17 protein-coding genes and 1 riboswitch are annotated in these 14,660 nt (G+C 60.2%); of the genes, 6 read left to right on the top strand and 11 right to left on the bottom strand.

Annotation, left to right across the window (positions count from 1 at the left end; genetic code table 11):
* Positions 1-12: 12 nt before the first annotated feature.
* The 4 genes from QM647_RS12390 to QM647_RS12375 all read right to left on the bottom strand — a co-directional run bounded on the left by QM647_RS12390 (position 13) and on the right by QM647_RS12375 (position 2,660).
* Positions 13-918 (bottom strand): class I SAM-dependent methyltransferase, encoded by a 906-nt coding sequence (locus tag QM647_RS12390; protein ID WP_414995835.1) that lies wholly within the window; start codon positions 916-918, stop codon positions 13-15.
* Positions 919-1,034: 116 nt separating this feature from the next.
* On the bottom strand, positions 1,035-1,520 hold the full coding sequence (gene bfr, locus QM647_RS12385; RefSeq protein ID WP_414995834.1) for a bacterioferritin: 486 nt from the start codon (positions 1,518-1,520) through the stop codon (positions 1,035-1,037).
* A gap of 143 nt (positions 1,521-1,663) precedes the next feature.
* On the bottom strand, positions 1,664-1,849 hold the full coding sequence (locus QM647_RS12380; protein WP_414995833.1) for a bacterioferritin-associated ferredoxin: 186 nt from the start codon (positions 1,847-1,849) through the stop codon (positions 1,664-1,666).
* 133 nt (positions 1,850-1,982) lie between these two features.
* Positions 1,983-2,660 (bottom strand): glycine zipper 2TM domain-containing protein, encoded by a 678-nt coding sequence (locus QM647_RS12375; RefSeq protein WP_414995832.1) that lies wholly within the window; start codon positions 2,658-2,660, stop codon positions 1,983-1,985.
* Between the two features lie 200 nt (positions 2,661-2,860).
* On the opposite strand from QM647_RS12375, the gene thiE reads away from it, so the two are divergent.
* Positions 2,861-3,496, top strand: a complete 636-nt coding sequence (gene thiE, locus QM647_RS12370; protein WP_414995831.1) for a thiamine phosphate synthase — start codon at positions 2,861-2,863, stop codon at positions 3,494-3,496.
* A 155-nt stretch (positions 3,497-3,651) separates the two neighbouring features.
* On the opposite strand, the gene QM647_RS12365 is transcribed toward thiE, so the two are convergent.
* The 3 genes from QM647_RS12365 to QM647_RS12355 form a co-directional block, all read right to left on the bottom strand.
* A complete protein-coding gene (locus QM647_RS12365; RefSeq protein WP_414995830.1) occupies positions 3,652-4,368 on the bottom strand; it encodes a hypothetical protein in 717 nt (238 codons plus the stop codon).
* A 65-nt stretch (positions 4,369-4,433) separates the two neighbouring features.
* Positions 4,434-6,734: a 5-methyltetrahydropteroyltriglutamate--homocysteine S-methyltransferase gene (gene metE / locus QM647_RS12360; protein ID WP_414995829.1), complete on the bottom strand. Its 2,301-nt coding sequence runs from the start codon at positions 6,732-6,734 to the stop codon at positions 4,434-4,436.
* Between the two features lie 100 nt (positions 6,735-6,834).
* A riboswitch (cobalamin riboswitch) is annotated at positions 6,835-7,030 on the bottom strand.
* Between the two features lie 56 nt (positions 7,031-7,086).
* The gene (locus QM647_RS12355; protein ID WP_414995828.1) at positions 7,087-7,773 is read right to left on the bottom strand and encodes a hypothetical protein; all 687 of its coding nucleotides are present in this window, start codon (positions 7,771-7,773) and stop codon (positions 7,087-7,089) included.
* 161 nt (positions 7,774-7,934) lie between these two features.
* On the opposite strand from QM647_RS12355, the gene efp reads away from it, so the two are divergent.
* On the top strand, positions 7,935-8,504 hold the full coding sequence (gene efp, locus QM647_RS12350) for an elongation factor P (RefSeq protein ID WP_414995827.1): 570 nt from the start codon (positions 7,935-7,937) through the stop codon (positions 8,502-8,504).
* A gap of 72 nt (positions 8,505-8,576) precedes the next feature.
* Positions 8,577-9,380: an inositol monophosphatase family protein gene (locus tag QM647_RS12345; RefSeq protein WP_414995826.1), complete on the top strand. Its 804-nt coding sequence runs from the start codon at positions 8,577-8,579 to the stop codon at positions 9,378-9,380.
* 75 nt (positions 9,381-9,455) lie between these two features.
* Here the strand turns inward: QM647_RS12345 and QM647_RS12340 are convergent, their stop codons facing one another.
* From QM647_RS12340 to QM647_RS12325, 4 genes are all read right to left on the bottom strand, one after another.
* The gene (locus QM647_RS12340; protein ID WP_414995825.1) at positions 9,456-9,890 is read right to left on the bottom strand and encodes an SRPBCC family protein; all 435 of its coding nucleotides are present in this window, start codon (positions 9,888-9,890) and stop codon (positions 9,456-9,458) included.
* A complete protein-coding gene (locus tag QM647_RS12335; RefSeq protein ID WP_414995824.1) occupies positions 9,883-10,218 on the bottom strand; it encodes an ArsR/SmtB family transcription factor in 336 nt (111 codons plus the stop codon). Before QM647_RS12335 ends, QM647_RS12340 begins: the two co-directional genes overlap by 8 nt.
* Before the next feature lie 151 nt (positions 10,219-10,369).
* A complete protein-coding gene (locus QM647_RS12330; RefSeq protein WP_414995823.1) occupies positions 10,370-10,915 on the bottom strand; it encodes a hypothetical protein in 546 nt (181 codons plus the stop codon).
* Positions 10,915-12,747, bottom strand: a complete 1,833-nt coding sequence (locus tag QM647_RS12325; RefSeq protein WP_414995822.1) for an ABC transporter transmembrane domain-containing protein — start codon at positions 12,745-12,747, stop codon at positions 10,915-10,917. The genes QM647_RS12330 and QM647_RS12325 overlap by 1 nt, the downstream gene beginning before the upstream one ends.
* Positions 12,748-12,879: 132 nt before the next feature.
* Between QM647_RS12325 and rpmE the strand changes: the two genes are divergently transcribed.
* The 3 genes from rpmE (at position 12,880) to QM647_RS12310 (ending at position 14,609) form a co-directional block, all read left to right on the top strand.
* Positions 12,880-13,104, top strand: coding sequence for a 50S ribosomal protein L31 (rpmE, locus tag QM647_RS12320; protein WP_414995821.1), 225 nt, complete (start codon positions 12,880-12,882; stop codon positions 13,102-13,104).
* Between the two features lie 101 nt (positions 13,105-13,205).
* The gene (locus QM647_RS12315) at positions 13,206-14,084 is read left to right on the top strand and encodes a heme-dependent oxidative N-demethylase family protein (RefSeq protein ID WP_414995820.1); all 879 of its coding nucleotides are present in this window, start codon (positions 13,206-13,208) and stop codon (positions 14,082-14,084) included.
* Positions 14,085-14,147: 63 nt separating this feature from the next.
* Positions 14,148-14,609: a hypothetical protein gene (locus QM647_RS12310; protein ID WP_414995819.1), complete on the top strand. Its 462-nt coding sequence runs from the start codon at positions 14,148-14,150 to the stop codon at positions 14,607-14,609.
* Positions 14,610-14,660: the final 51 nt, after the last annotated feature.

Below are 14,660 nucleotides of genomic sequence, written 5' to 3'. Positions count from 1 at the left end.
GCGCGACAAAATCTATTGCGGCTTCCTGAACTTTAGCGTCATGCGGTCGCTCTCGCCAATCGATTCGTACAGGCTGCCATCGAATTCCGGATTAGGCGCCTGTCCGCGCGGCGCTGTCAATCTCTGAGGCGGCAAAGTCCACACGCCGAACGGGTGATCCTTGTCATCCTTGGGATTGGCGTTCATCTCGCTTTCGGCCACGAACTGAAAACCGGCTTCGGAGGCCATCTGCTTGACCAGCGGTTCCTGAACATAGCCCGTGGTGGCGCCGGGGTCCTGCACATTGCCGATATCGGCGCGATGCTGCTCCACCCCCAATATGCCGCCGGGCCGCAGGGCGGCAAAGGCATCGGCGAAGGCCTTTTCGGCAATGCCCTTGGCGATCCAGTCATGGATGACGAGCAGGAACAGCACGCAGTCGGCGCTGCCGGCCTCGACCAGCGGGCCACTGGTTTCACCAAAGGCGGCATAGGTCAGATCGCCATAGAGCTTGTGATCGCCGTCGAAATGCGCCTTGTAGGTCTGTTCCAGCGAGGCTGCGGCCGCTTCGGGTGGATCGCCCGGCTGAATCAGGGCCGCCACGTAATTGCCCTTGCCCTCGTTGAGATAGGGCGCCAGGACCTCGGTCATGTAGCCGGCGCCCGGCCACATATCGACCACCGTATCCTTCGGCTTGACCTCGAAGAAGTTCATCATCTCCAGCGGATGACGATACTTGTCGCGGGCCTTGTCGACCGCGCTGCGCCAATGACCGCTGACCGCCCATTCCAGCGTGCCAGCCTGCGCGGCCAGCTTCGGATCGATGGCCTCGCCGGGGGCGGCATCCGGATCGATGATCACGTCTTCGTCGGACTTGCGGCCGCAGGCCGCAAGTCCCGAACCAGCCAGCCCAAGGGCGCCAGCCAGACCCAGCCCCATAAACCCTCTGCGGTTATAAACGCTCAAAAGACCCGTCCGCTCACTTCATCGCTGCGATGTGCGGCGGCACGTTAGGAGGTTCGCCTGAAAAGGTAAAGGCGCTTTATAACAGGTTGTTAACCCTCGCCTTCGATTTCCTTCATGGCGCTCTGGATGTAGTTGGCCTCGCCCATCAACTTGATCAGGCCAAGCTGGGTTTCCAGGAAGTCGATATGGTGTTCGGTGTCTTCCAGGATCTTTTTCAGAAGTTCGCGGCTGACATAGTCCTTGACGTCTTCGCAGTGCCCGACACCGGCCACCAGTATGCCGTGGCCATACAGTTCGACCTTCAGGTCGCATTCCAGGCATTCGGTGATGGTCTCGCCGATCTTCAGCTTGTTCAGGTCCTGCAGATTGGGCAGGCCGTCGAGGAACAGGATGCGCTTGATGAGCAGGTCGGCGTGCTTCATCTCCTCGATCGATTCTTTGTAGACGATGCGGCCGAGGTGATACATGCCCCAGTTCTCGATCATGCGGGCGTGCAGGAAATACTGGTTGATGGCGGTCAGCTCATTGGTGAGCACCTTGTTCAACAGCTTGATGATTTCGGGTTGGCCCTTCATGATGCACTCCTGCCTTTAAATAAGTCAGCTTGCATCCTACAGCGGCACCCTAGCGCTGTGAAGCTATTTTTTCGAATAAAAACAAAAACTTGTGCGAATGATAATAAGATTGAATCGCACGTTTAAATGATAGATTTAAAAGATTATTCCGCCGCCATGGCCATGGTAATGCTAGCATCGTCGATCATCTGGCGGATATCGCAGACGCACTTGGCACACTGGGCACGGGTCTGGCAATGATCGAAAACCGCCTTGACCGTGCAGGCGCCCGACTCGATCGCGGCATGGGCATCACGTTCACGGATGGCATTACAGTTACAGACGTACACGGCAATCTCAGGCAGGATGACAATGCGAATGCGTCTCAGATAACACGACGCCGATTCAATTGCAAGTCATTCGCACAGCAAGACACCTGAATGAAGGCCCCCTCCGGTATGAACCGGAAGGGGCCTGAATGCCTTAGTTATTATTATACCCATAGGCCGAGGCGCTGGTCTCGCGCCAGCGGCCGTCGCTATCACGGTAGCCATAGGCCTGAAGCTGGCCTTCATGCCAGCGGCCCTTGCTGTCCTTCCAGCCAAAGGCGACCGGACGGCCCTCATGCCAGGTGCCGTTGTCATCGCGCCAGCCCTGGACACCCTGATTATAAGGGGTCGAATTGTAGCCGCCCTGATTATAGGCATAGCCGCCATTGCTGTTGTTATTGTAGCTGTAGGCCGGGCTGGTGTGACGCTGAGTGTCGTAATAGACGACATCGTACATCTTGGCGTCCGGGCGCGACTTGTAATAGACGACGTCATAGCCATCGGGCGCATAGGACGGCGTATAGGACCCGCTCTGATAGGAATAGTATTCGCCATTCAGGCACTTGTCATTGCTCTTGGCAACCTTGTTGCCGATGACGCCGCCGAGCACCGCGCCGGCCACAGTGCCGAGCCCGCGCTCGTTCTTCGATACCTGGCTGCCGATGGCGCCGCCGGCCACGGCGCCGACCACGGTGCCGGTGGTGTTCGAGCCCTTTTTGACGTAGCAGTAGCCGTCATATTGCGTTTGCGCCTGGGCCGCCATCGGCGCACCCGCCGCCAGGGCCAGAATAATCGCGGTCCCCGCCGTCACTGTCTTTGTATTTAAAGCCATAGGGAAATCTCCGTTATGTGCGTTTCTGCCGCCCGCCAGAGGTCCGCCATTCTAGTCTTCGGTCGGCATGAAGCCATTGGAAAGGCTGGCCTTCCGGTAAAATGGAGATAAGGCGTGAGCCTTAGCCTTTCCTTGCACCCGGGGCCCATTTCCCGACTTCCACCTTGCGTCTTCGCCCGATTTCGGCCAAAGACCCGCGAATGAATACCCATCAGGCCCGCCTCTATCTGATCACCCCGCCGGTTATCACCGATGTGAACGCGTTTGCGCGTGAACTGGAAGCCGCGCTCATGGCCGGCGATGTCGCGGCCCTGCAGATCCGCCTGAAGGACCTGAACGACTACGACCTGATTGCCCTCACGAAGGTCATCGCCCCGATCGCTCAGAACCTCGGCGTCGCCGTGCTGATGAACGACCGCGTGCAACTGGTAAAGTCGCTGAAGCTCGACGGTGCCCATATCGGCCAATCGGACATGCCGCTGAAGGAGGCCCGCGCCCTGCTGGGCAAGGACGCCATGATCGGCGTCACCTGCCATAACAGCCGCCACCTGGCGATGGAAGCGGCGGAAAACGGCGCGGATTACGTTGCCTTCGGCGCCTTCTACCCGACCACCACCAAGACGGTGGAGCACATGGCCGAGCTGGAGACCCTGAATATCTGGCAAGAAACCATGGAAGTGCCCTGCGTCGCCATCGGTGGAATCACGGCTGAAAATGCCGGCGAAGTGGCCGCGGCGGGCGCCGATTTCATTGCCGTCAGCGGGGCCGTATGGAACCATCCGGCCGGCGCGGCAGCGGGTGTAAACGCGCTAATGGCGGCCCTTTCCTCAACCTGACAGGGTTGCCGCTTGGCAATTTCAGGAAACATGGCAGTGTGCGCCGCGAACTGGCGGGAGCCACGGATGAATTACAAGTTCAAATATATGCTTGGCTTCGCGGCGCTCGGTGTCTTCTTCGTTGCCGGCATGGTGCTGGCGGCCGGCCTGCTGTCCTATTGATCGACATCCTCGTCTGTCTCCGCTTTCGGCTTTGGCCAGCCGACCGACATTTCCTGCACCACCGGATTGGCGGCGATCACCGCCGAATCGGTTGATAGAAGCGTCCGCTCGCCCAGAATGGCCTCCGGCGCCGGTCCGCCATTTTCCGGCAGGCCCAGGCGCAGGCCGAAGGTGCAGCCCCCCTTGACTTTGGCCAGCCTGCCGCGATTCAGGTCGGTGACATAGCCGCCGTAATCCCATCCGAACCCGCCAAGCTTGAACGGCTTTTCATTGGCCGCCGCGATATCGGCCAGGGTGCTGTTAAGATGCAGCCCCTTTGGGCCGCTCCACTGGGAATCGCCGCGGATCAGCACGGTCGAGACCTGGGTCAGGGCGTCATCGAAGAAGAAGACCTCGACGCGGCGGCGCGGATCATTGCCATAAATCACCACACCCTTTTGCGTGATGCCCTCTGCGCCGGGAATATCCGCCACCTGCGCATAACTCTTATAAATGGCCAGCAGGCTTTCGGCGGTGTCGGTCTTTTTCACCGGCCAGTCACAGGTCATGACATTGGCGAGCGAGGTGTAATCCGCCGGCGCCAGGCTGGAGACAACAGCCTCTTCGGATGCTGCTTCGGAGGCGGCTGGCGTCTCTGCGGGTTTCTGCGGCGAACAGGCAACTACCGCCAACAGGCCGAGAAGCGCAGTGCTCGCCAGATAACGTGACATGATATTCCCCCAGACAGAGATCAGGCCCGTACCCTAGATCAGGATCACGGGCCTGACCAGCCTGCTTAAACGTACACAGGCTGGGTGGCGCGCATGGCTTTTGCCGCTTCTACCAGACGTTCCAGCGCCGGCTTCGTTTCCGCCCAGCCGCGCGTCTTCAGGCCACAATCGGGATTGACCCAGATCTGTTCCGGCTTCAGGCGCTGCACCGCCCGGGCCAGCAGCCGCACCATCTCTTCGGTTTCCGGCACGCGCGGGCTGTGGATGTCATAGACGCCCGGCCCGACCTCGTTCGGGTACTTGAAGTCGATGAAGGCTTCCAGCAATTCCATGTTCGAGCGCGAGGTCTCGATGGAGATGACATCGGCATCCATCGCCGCGATAGCGCGGATGATATCGTTGAACTCCGAATAGCACATGTGGGTATGGATCTGGGTTTCATCCGCCACCCCGGCCGAGGCGATGCGGAAGCTGTCCACCGCCCAGTCGAGATAGGCCGGCCATCCGGCCGGATCGATCGGCAGGCCTTCGCGGAAGGCAGCCTCATCTATCTGGATGATGCGGATACCGGCGGCTTCGAGATCGAGCACCTCGTCACGGATGGCCAGGGCGATCTGGCGGCAGACCGTGCTGCGCGGCAGGTCATCGCGCACAAAGGCCCATTGCAGCATGGTCACCGGCCCCGTCAGCATGCCTTTCACCACCTTGTCGGTCAGGGATTGCGCATAGACCGCCCATTTCACCGTCATCGGCTTGGTGCGCGACACGTCGCCGAAAATGACCGGCGGCCGGACATAGCGTGAGCCGTAGGACTGTACCCAGCCATGTTGCGTAAAGGCATAGCCTTCCAACTGCTCGGCGAAATACTGCACCATGTCATTGCGCTCGAATTCCCCATGTACCAGCACATCGAGCCCGATCTCTTCCTGCCACCCAATGGCCTTTGCCGTTTCAGCCTTAAGGAAGGTGTCGTAATCGGCATCGCTGAGCTGTCCCTTGCCGTGCTGCAGGCGGGCGGCACGCACCTCGGCCGTCTGCGGGAAAGAACCGATGGTCGTGGTCGGGTAAAGCGGCAGGTTCAGGCGCTGGCGCTGCTTCAGGATACGCTCGGCGAAGGGGCTCTGGCGTTCCGACATCGGCGGGGTCAGGCCGGCGACGCGCGAGGCCACCGCCGGATTATGGATGCGGGCCGAGGTTTTGCGCGCCGCTATGGCGGCAGCGTTTTCCGCCAGCTTTACGCTGACATCTCCGCCCGCAAGCGCCGATTTCAGGATGGCCAGTTCTTCCAGTTTCTGCTCGGCAAAGGCCAGCCAGGATTTCAGATCACTATCGAGCTTTTCTTCTTGTCCCAGATCGATCGGTACATGCAGCAGCGAACAGGATGGCGCCAGAATCACCCGGTCAAGCTGGCTCACCACCGGCTTCAGGCGCGCCAGCAGGGCGTTCAGGTCGGCCTTCCAGATATTACGGCCGTCGATCACGCCAAGCGAAACCGTCTTATCGCCCGCCAGCGCCGGCAGCTTCTCCAGCACGTCCGGGCTGACGGTCAAGTCAACGTGGACGCCTGCCACCGGCAGGGAAAAAGCCAGGGCGAGATTGGCGTCATGGACATCGAAATAGCTGGTCAGCATCAGGTGCAGGCCCGGCACTTCGCGCGCCAGATGGGCATAGGCCTCTGTCAGGGCCAGGGCGATCTGGCCGCTCGGCGCATTCGCCAGCACCGGCTCATCGATCTGCACCCAGTCGGCGCCCGTGTCCTTCAGGGTGCGCAGCAACTCGGCATAGACCGGCAGCAGGCGCGGCAAAAGGCTGAGCGTATTGAAGCCACCAATCGCCGGCTTGGACAGGGCCAGGAAGGTCACCGGCCCGACCAGCACCGGACGGGTCTGGTGGCCTAGCGCCTTCGCCTCGTTATAGTCGCTGAGCGGCTTGTTGTGCGCCAGCTCGAACACTTGGCTGGGCTTCAGTTCGCTCAACAGGACGTGATAGTTGGTGTTGAACCACTTGGTCATTTCCAGCGCCGTAACGCCCGTATGATTATGTCCGCAGGCCGAAATCTCGCCGGCGCCGCGCGCCATGCGGAAATAGGTGTCGAGATCGCCGCCCGTTTTGTAAGCCTCCGGAATGGCGCCGACCATGAAGGCCGTATCGAGCAGGTGGTCGTAGAGTGAGAAATCGTTGGACGGCAGGATATCGGTGCCGAGGTCCTTCTGGCGCTGCCAGTTGCGTGCGCGCAAGGCCGCGGCCGTTTCGCGCAGGGCGGCTTCGTCGCTCTGGCCGGACCAGAAGGATTCGAGCGCGGTCTTCAGTTCGCGCCGCTTGCCGATGCGCGGAAAACCGAGATTGGCGGTTTGGATGATGGTCATGTCTTGATCCCGAAAACAGGGAGCAAGGGTTTATTGAACGCAAGAGGACAGACGCACGGGTGCGCCCGGTATCGATGCGCCCACCGGAACCCCCGCCCGTGGTGAATATGAGAACTGGGGCAGGTCTCCTGGCTCGTGCCTCATAACCGCAATGCGCCTTCCCAGGCTGTCACCCAGTGGACCTTGCTTTGCCGCTCTTCACTTACAGTTGCGGGAACAGCGCCGGATTCGCACCGGCTTCCCTCTTAGCTTCGGAGACGCAAACGCCTCCGAAGACCTCAGTCACAGGTACGACTACCCCATGATCGAGGCAGAGTCAATAAAGATATAAAGATATCTTTATATGATTATATTATCCAACATAGCCCAGCATCCGGGCGATGGCCATGTAGGGCGCGATCTGCGGAGCGTGGAAGGCGGTCACATGGATCAGGACCATGGCAACCAAGGCTGCCACGTATGGCGGCAGGATCTTTTTATGTTTCAGGAAATCGTAGGTCAGCAAGGCCACAAGCATCAGTTCGACCAGGATATAGGCCGTTTGCAGGCCGTCGATCAGCCCATGGCTCCACGGCCAGCGGATACGGCCCACCGCCGGGATCAGGGCGAAGGCCAGGGTGCTGGTCATCAGGCGGTAGTGCAGGTCGATATTGCGCCGGAAGGCATTCCAGATGGCCATGCCATAAAAGATCGCGAACAGCGGCAGGGTGGTGACATCGCTGAAACCGAGGATCAGGGCCAGTTTGCCGGGCATGCCATGCGCCACCGAGTCGGTCAGCATGACATGGACCATGGCGATCGCGGTGACGACCAGCGCCGCTACCCAGCCCATAGACAACCGGCCGATCAGGTGGTGCGCCTTCACATGGCCATGGTGGATCAGCCAGGCCTGCGCGATCAGCATCAGCATCCAGCCGGTGGCCAGCGTGCCATGGACGATATGCAGCCAGTCGTTCTGCGCCGGATTGGAAAAGAAGCTTGGCCAAAAACCGATGACGGTCAGCAGGAGTGCCGCCAGAAAGCCATAGACAATGCGCATATCCGCCCCCCGAAAATAACACCGTTAGAATAGTGTGCATATATGGCGGATGGTTACAAGCGTGACAGGGTGAAACGGCCTGTTTTCGGTCCCCCTTGCCTTTGACGCCCATTCCGAGTAGGAACGCCGCCAACTCAAACTGAAATTGACAAGTTGTATCCATGCCGAAAATCAACGCCAACCAGATCAAGCCCGGTCAGGTGCTCGAATATCAGAACGGTCTGTGGACCGTGGTCAAGACCGAACACGTGAAGCCCGGCAAGGGCGGCGCCTTCGCCCAGGTCGAACTGAAGAACCTGATCACCGGCACCAAGCTCAATGAGCGCCTGCGTTCGGAAGAGACGGTCGAGCGCGTCACGCTGGAACAGCGCGATCACTCCTATCTCTACGAAGACGGCGACATGCTGGTTTTCATGGATCAGGCCAATTACGAGCAGATCAGCCTCAGCAAGGACTGGGTCGGCGAAGACCAGGTGCAGTACCTGCACGACGGCATGATCGTCACCATCGAATTCCATGAAGAGCGCGCCATCGGCATGAGCCTGCCGGATACCGTCGTGCTGGAAGTGATGGAAACCGAGCCGACCATCAAGGGCCAGACTGCCTCGTCCTCCTACAAGCCCGCCAAGGCCTCCAACGGCATGCGCGTCATGATCCCGCCGTTCATGGGCGTGGGCGAGCGCATCGTCGTCTCGACCGAAACCGGCGAGTATATGAAGCGCGCTGACTAAGCTTCAACTGATTTCAGGGGGATGGCGACATCCCCCTTCTACATTGTAAATCCCGTTTAAAAGGCCCGCCCCATGGTGACCGTACTTCAATCTTCACTCATTCAGGTTATGGTCGGCGCCGTGCGCAAGGCCTGCAAGGGCGTGGCCCGCGATTTCGGCGAAGTCTCCGAACTCCAAGTCTCACGCAAGGGACCGGGAGATTTCGTTACCGCCGCCGACAAGCGCGTCGAGGCCGCCCTGCTGGAAGAACTGACCCGCGTCCGCCCCGGCTACGGCTTCCTGGGCGAGGAATCGGGCGAAGTCATCGGCACCGACAAGACCCACCGCTGGATCGTCGACCCCATCGACGGCACCACCAACTTCATGCACGGTATCCCGCATTTTGCCTGCACCATCGCGCTGGAGCGCGAGGGCGAGATCGTGGCCGGCGTCACCTTCAATCCGGTGACCAACGACCTCTACTGGGCCGAAAAGGGCAAGGGCGCCTATCATAATGACCGCCGCCTGCGTGTTTCCTCGCGCAAGACCCTGGACGACGCTCTGGTCGGCACCGGCCTGCCCTTCATCGGCAAGCCCGGCCACGCCCAGGCGCTGAAGGAACTGCACCAGATCATGCAGCGCACGGTCGGCATCCGCCGCAATGGCGCCGCCTCGCTCGATCTCGCCTGGGTGGCCGCCGGCCAGCTCGACGCCTTCTGGGAACGCGGCCTGAAGCCCTGGGACATGGCGGCCGGCCTGCTGTTCATCCATGAAGCCGGCGGCAAGTTCGGCTCGATCGACAATGACGAGCGCAGCCCGCTTCTCACCGGCGACCTGATCTGCGGCAATCTGGAACTCTATCCGCTGCTGCTGGAAAAGCTGCAACTGGCGAAATAGATTCCCCGGATACGTACAAAAAATGGCGGACAGTGACCCACTGTCCGCCATTTTTGTTTTCAGGCGCCCAACCGGTCAGGCCATCACCAGACTATGGTCGAGATAATCCAGGATCGCTGTCCAGCCGCGGATATGTCCGTCACGCGCCTCTTCGCTGCGGAACTTCACCTGTTTCAAACTGATTTCGGTCTGGCCGGGTGCCGGTTCGGCAAAGTCAATGGTCACCACACTGTCATCCAGCGAATGCGGCGACTCCCAGGTGAAGGATAGCCGTGAACAAGGCGTCACTTCCAGATAGGTGCCGCTATGCGGAATCTCGCGCTCTGGCGTCACCATGACGATACGGAAGCGCCCGCCTTTCACGGCGTCAGTGGTCACCTCGCGCGCCTCGACCCCGTCGGCGGCCGTCCGCATGAATTTCGCCAGGGTCACCGGTGACAGCCAGGCATTGAACACCGCCTCGCGCGGGGCGGCGATGATACGCGTTACTGTCAGTTCCAACTCACTCATTAGGCTTCTCCTTTGAAACGAGTACATCTTCCAGCGCCATGAGGCGCAAATCCCAGATCGACTTCAACTGCCCGAACCAGGTTTCGGTCAGCCTCAGCGGTTCGAGCGCCGCGGAAATAAAATGTTCGCGGCCTATGGTCTGCCGGGTGACAAGCCCCGCTTCCTCCAGCACTTTGATGTGCTTGGAAACAGCATTGAGGGACATGTCGAAATAAGCGGCGAGCGCCGTCACCCGCATCGCGCCTTCCTGGACAAGGCGCGTCAGAATCTGCCGGCGCGTGGTGTCGCCAACAGCCTTCAGTATGCGTGACAGAGCTTCATCGTTCATTATTCACCCATTTAGTTGAATATAACGGCGCATCGAAATAGTCAACCATTTGGGTGAATATATTCGGTCTATTCGGTTTATTTCGACAGCCTCAATCCAATGCTGGAGCAATCCGCTTCACAGGTGCGTGGTCGGGCAGAACTGAAAACCATCAATCTTCCGGGCTATACCAGTCTGCCGGGAAGCGCGAATAATAGAGAGCCTCAGCGCGTACTTCCCTCGCCTCTACAGCTTTTATTGTCTTCTGGCTGCCGAACGATCCTTTCGATGGGCTGGGCAACTTGCCTCGCGCTTCAGGGTAATAACGCCAGCCAATCGTTTGCGGCAGAGACTTGATCTTAACAATGTTCGAGGCGGCAATCCGGCATGGAATAATGACCTCAACTCCGTCGCCTTGCTGCTTCATGAAGCTCGAAACAGCTTCGGCGGCGCTTATCAGGATATGAGCCTGACGATAACGCCCCAGATAAACCGGTTCGTTATCTTTTAAGCGAAAATAAACAGCGACAATTTTAGCGCCCGGCTGCCGTGCCAGCTCACGCAGCCACTGATGGCTCTTGTAAAAGTCTGGTGTCACGGGCGTTGCAAAGACGCCGCGTGCAGGTGTTATATTTTTCGACCATCTGGTAGCCGCAATGCCGTTTCGCCGTATAAGCGCTACATTCGTCTCAGAAGTCAGATGAACGAAAATTGCCATCAGCTATTGAACTGCAACGACGCCAGCCGTTGGTAAAGTCCGCCGCGCGACACCAGTTCGTCATGCGTGCCGACATCGACCACCTTGCCAGCATCCATCACCACAATACGGTCGGCTTTGAGCACGGTGGCCAGACGGTGGGCGATGACCAGGGTGGTGCGTTCACTCATCGCCTCATTGAGCGCCATCTGGACCAGACGTTCGTTCTCGGCATCGAGCGCCGAGGTGGCCTCGTCCAGCAGCAGGATCGGCGCCTGACGCACCAGCGCGCGTGCGATGCTCAGGCGCTGCTTCTGCCCGCCGGAAAGCGATTTGGCGCGTTCGCCCAGCGGCTGCTTGAAGCCTTCTGGCAGGGCCTCGATAAAGGCGCGCGCCTGGGCCTTGTCGGCGGCAATGCGGATTTCGGTATCGGTGGCGTTTTCGCGGCCGAAGCGGATATTGTCTTCCGCCGAGCCGGAGAACAGCGCTGTATCCTGCGCCACCAGCGACAGGCGCTCACGCACATCCCTGGGATCAGCCGTGCGGATATCGACACCGTCGAGTTCGATGCGCCCTGCGGTATAGTCATAATAGCGCAGCAGCAGCTTGAAAACAGTTGACTTGCCAGCGCCGGAAGGCCCGACCAAGGCCACGGTTTCGCCCGGCTGCACGATCAGCGAGAAGCCATCGAGCACCTTTTGATCCGGCCGCGAGGGATAGGCGAAATGGATATCCTGGAAGCGAATCTCGCCACGCGCCGGCACCGGCAGAGCAATCGGGTTTTCGGGGACGATGATGGTGGGATGCGAATCCAGCAGTTCATCGATACGCATCATGGCGCCCGCCGCCTTCTGCACATCGCCCCAGGTCTCATTCAGATTGGCCACCGAACCGCCGGTCAGTACCGCCAGCATGACGAACTGGACCAGCGTGCCGTTGGTCATCCGGCCGTGCAGCACGTCCTGCGCCCCCAGCCACAGCACGAAGGCGATGCCACTAAAAACGAGGGTGATCACCATGGCGGTCATGGTGGCGCGCGTCGCCATGCGCCCGACCGAGGTGCGGTAGGTCTCCTCGACCGCTTCATCGAAGCGCTTGCGCGTGAAGGCTTCGCGCACAAAGGCCTGCACGGTCTCCAGCGCATCGAGCGATTCCGTGGCGAAGCCGACGGCGCGGGCGAAGCGATCCTGCGTGTCGCGCGTCGCCTTGCCGACCTGGCGGCCGAAGACGATCAGCGGCACCAGCACGAAGGGGAAGGTGCAGAAGACCATCAGGGTCAGTTTCGGACTGACAAAGCTCATCATCACCAGCCCGGCGATAAAGGTCAGCAGGTTGCGCAGGGCGATGGAGATGGACGAGGACACGAGCGTCTCGATGATCTGGATATCGGCGGTCAGGCGCGAGATCACCTCGCCGGTGCGGATTTTCAGGAAATAGGCGGGATCGAGCTTGAGGATGTGGGCGAAGACGTCTTCGCGCACATCGGCCACCACGCGCTCGCCCATGCGGGTGATGCAGTAGTAGCGCAGGGCGGTGGCGAAGGCCATGACCAGGGCCACGGCGCCCAGCACCAGGAACCACTGGTTCAGCACGGCGGTATTGCGCGAGCCGAAGCCTTCATCGATCAGCTTCTTGGCGACAAAGGTCATGGAGGGCGTGGCCGCCGCCGAGATCAGCAGAAACAGGATCATCCCCGCCCCGATGGCCTTTTGCCGCCACAGATAGGGCACGAGCCGCGCCAGGGGCTTCAAATTGCGCGTCTTGCCGCGTGTGCCCGCAACCTGACGGATATCGGCGGCCAGTTCGGCGCCTGTGCCTGGACGGCCTTCGGGGGTATCTTGCGTATCTGACATATGGGGAGCTTTATACAGTCAGGACTTGCCTCGCAAGGCGGCTTCCTGTATGAGCCGCACCTTCGGCACTCCTGCCTCATATTTTTTATCGCGTCCGCACGCTGCTGGCCGGACGTATAAAGGAACAGATCGATGAAAAAAGAAGGTCACCCCGACTATCACTGGATCACCGTCACCCTGACCGACGGCTCGACCTACCGCACGCGTTCGACCTACGGCAAGGCAGACGCCGTGCTCAACCTCGACATCGATCCGCGCACCCATCCGGCCTGGACGGGTGGCACCGGCACCCTGCTGGACCGCGCCGGCCGCGTTTCGCGCTTCAACAACAAGTTCGGTGGCTTCCTCAAGAAGTAAGGTGTCGCGGACACCTCTTGAGTTTGTCAGAGTTTGGAAATCCGGTTTGGGGCAACCCAGGCCGGATTTTTCTTTGTCGTTCCGCGTGCTAGAACCGCCGTATGCATACCCCCTATGACGGTTCCCACAAGCTTTTCACCATTGGCGTAAAACCGCTCGATCCAGCCGAGTGGATCGATGTCGATGACAGGCTGCTCAGCTATCTGGATGAAAAGGATCGCCTGGCCGAGCGCGTACCGGATAAAATCTTCGTGGCCGAACCGGGCACGGAGGCGGCGCAAGGCGAGGTGCTGACCCTGCTGGCCGATCACCTGCCCGAGCGCTTCCCCGATATTTATCAGCGCCTGGGTCCGCAGATCGATATCCTCTCCGCCTTCCGCCGCGTGCGGCTGGATACGCCCTACCCGCCCCTGCTGGTGGCCGGCGGACTGGTGCAGGAAGACCTGGTGCTGATGCGCCGAGGGCAAAATGGTTGGCGGCTGGCGGCGGCCCACCTGTGTTTCCCTTCCTCCTGGCGGCTGCATGAAAAATTCGGCAAGGCGCTCCAAGAAATCCATGCCCCAGTGCCGGATTTTGGCCGCGACACCCGCAACGCCAATGTCATCGAGCGCATGTTCGACAATCTGCGGCCCGAACAGCCGGTCATGCGCTGGAACTGGTCGTTGCATGCCGATGACGTGCTGCACCATCCGCATTCCGCCGGGCAGTGGCGCTTCGGCGACGAAAAGATAGACAGCCTCTATTTCCGGCTGGAACGCCAGACCCTGCGCCGGTTGCCGGAAAGCGGCGATATCCTCTTCACCATCCGCATCTATCTTGATCCATTGGCCGCCATGGAGGCGCAACCCAATGCCGCCGAACTGGCCCAGGCTCTGATCAGCCAGCTTCAGGCCTATACGCCGGCCCAACTGGACTACAAGGGCCTGACGCTGGAACGCGACCGCCTGATTGCGCGTCTCGGCGAGATAGCGGCGCGCTGACCCTCACATTGTTTGCTTACACATCGCCATGATAGTTTTGCGCAAATCCGCGCGGGACCTCTCATGACGAAAACGCTTTGGCCTGTTGTTTTGCTTGTGGTTTTAGGCGCCTGTCACAAGCCGACACCGGAAGAAAAAGCGGCGGCCGCCTTCACCGTCAGCCCGCTTCAGCCGGGCGATGGCGCCGACCTCACCGGCTGCATTACGAAAGTGGCCCGCGCCGGCCCCAAGCCATCCTACCTCCTGATCGAGGATTCCCTGCAGGGTGGCGCTACGGGCTATATCCGCATCGATGGCCGACTGGTGAAGATCGTCATGACCTCCGGCGGCTCGGACAGCATTCACAGTGTCCGCAGCTTTGTCGATGCCGCGAACAGCCTGTCAGTGGTCGAGTCCTACGACATCAAGGACGCCGCCCTCGGCCAGACGGTGCGTCCGCTTACCGGACAACTGATCGTCACCTCGAAAGGCGGCACCCAGACCATTCCCATAGGCGGCGCCAGGGCCTGTATCGATGCGCCTTGATGGTGTATGGTAGCTTGAAAGCCAGGGGGGAAATAATGCGTGCTTTTTTTT

The sequence above is a fragment of the Asticcacaulis sp. genome, assembly GCF_047605585.1.
In the GTDB taxonomy this organism is placed as follows: Bacteria; Pseudomonadota; Alphaproteobacteria; order Caulobacterales; family Caulobacteraceae; genus Asticcacaulis.
Note: the sequence above shows the minus strand (reverse complement) of the source record. Positions and strands in the feature narration are given on the sequence as shown.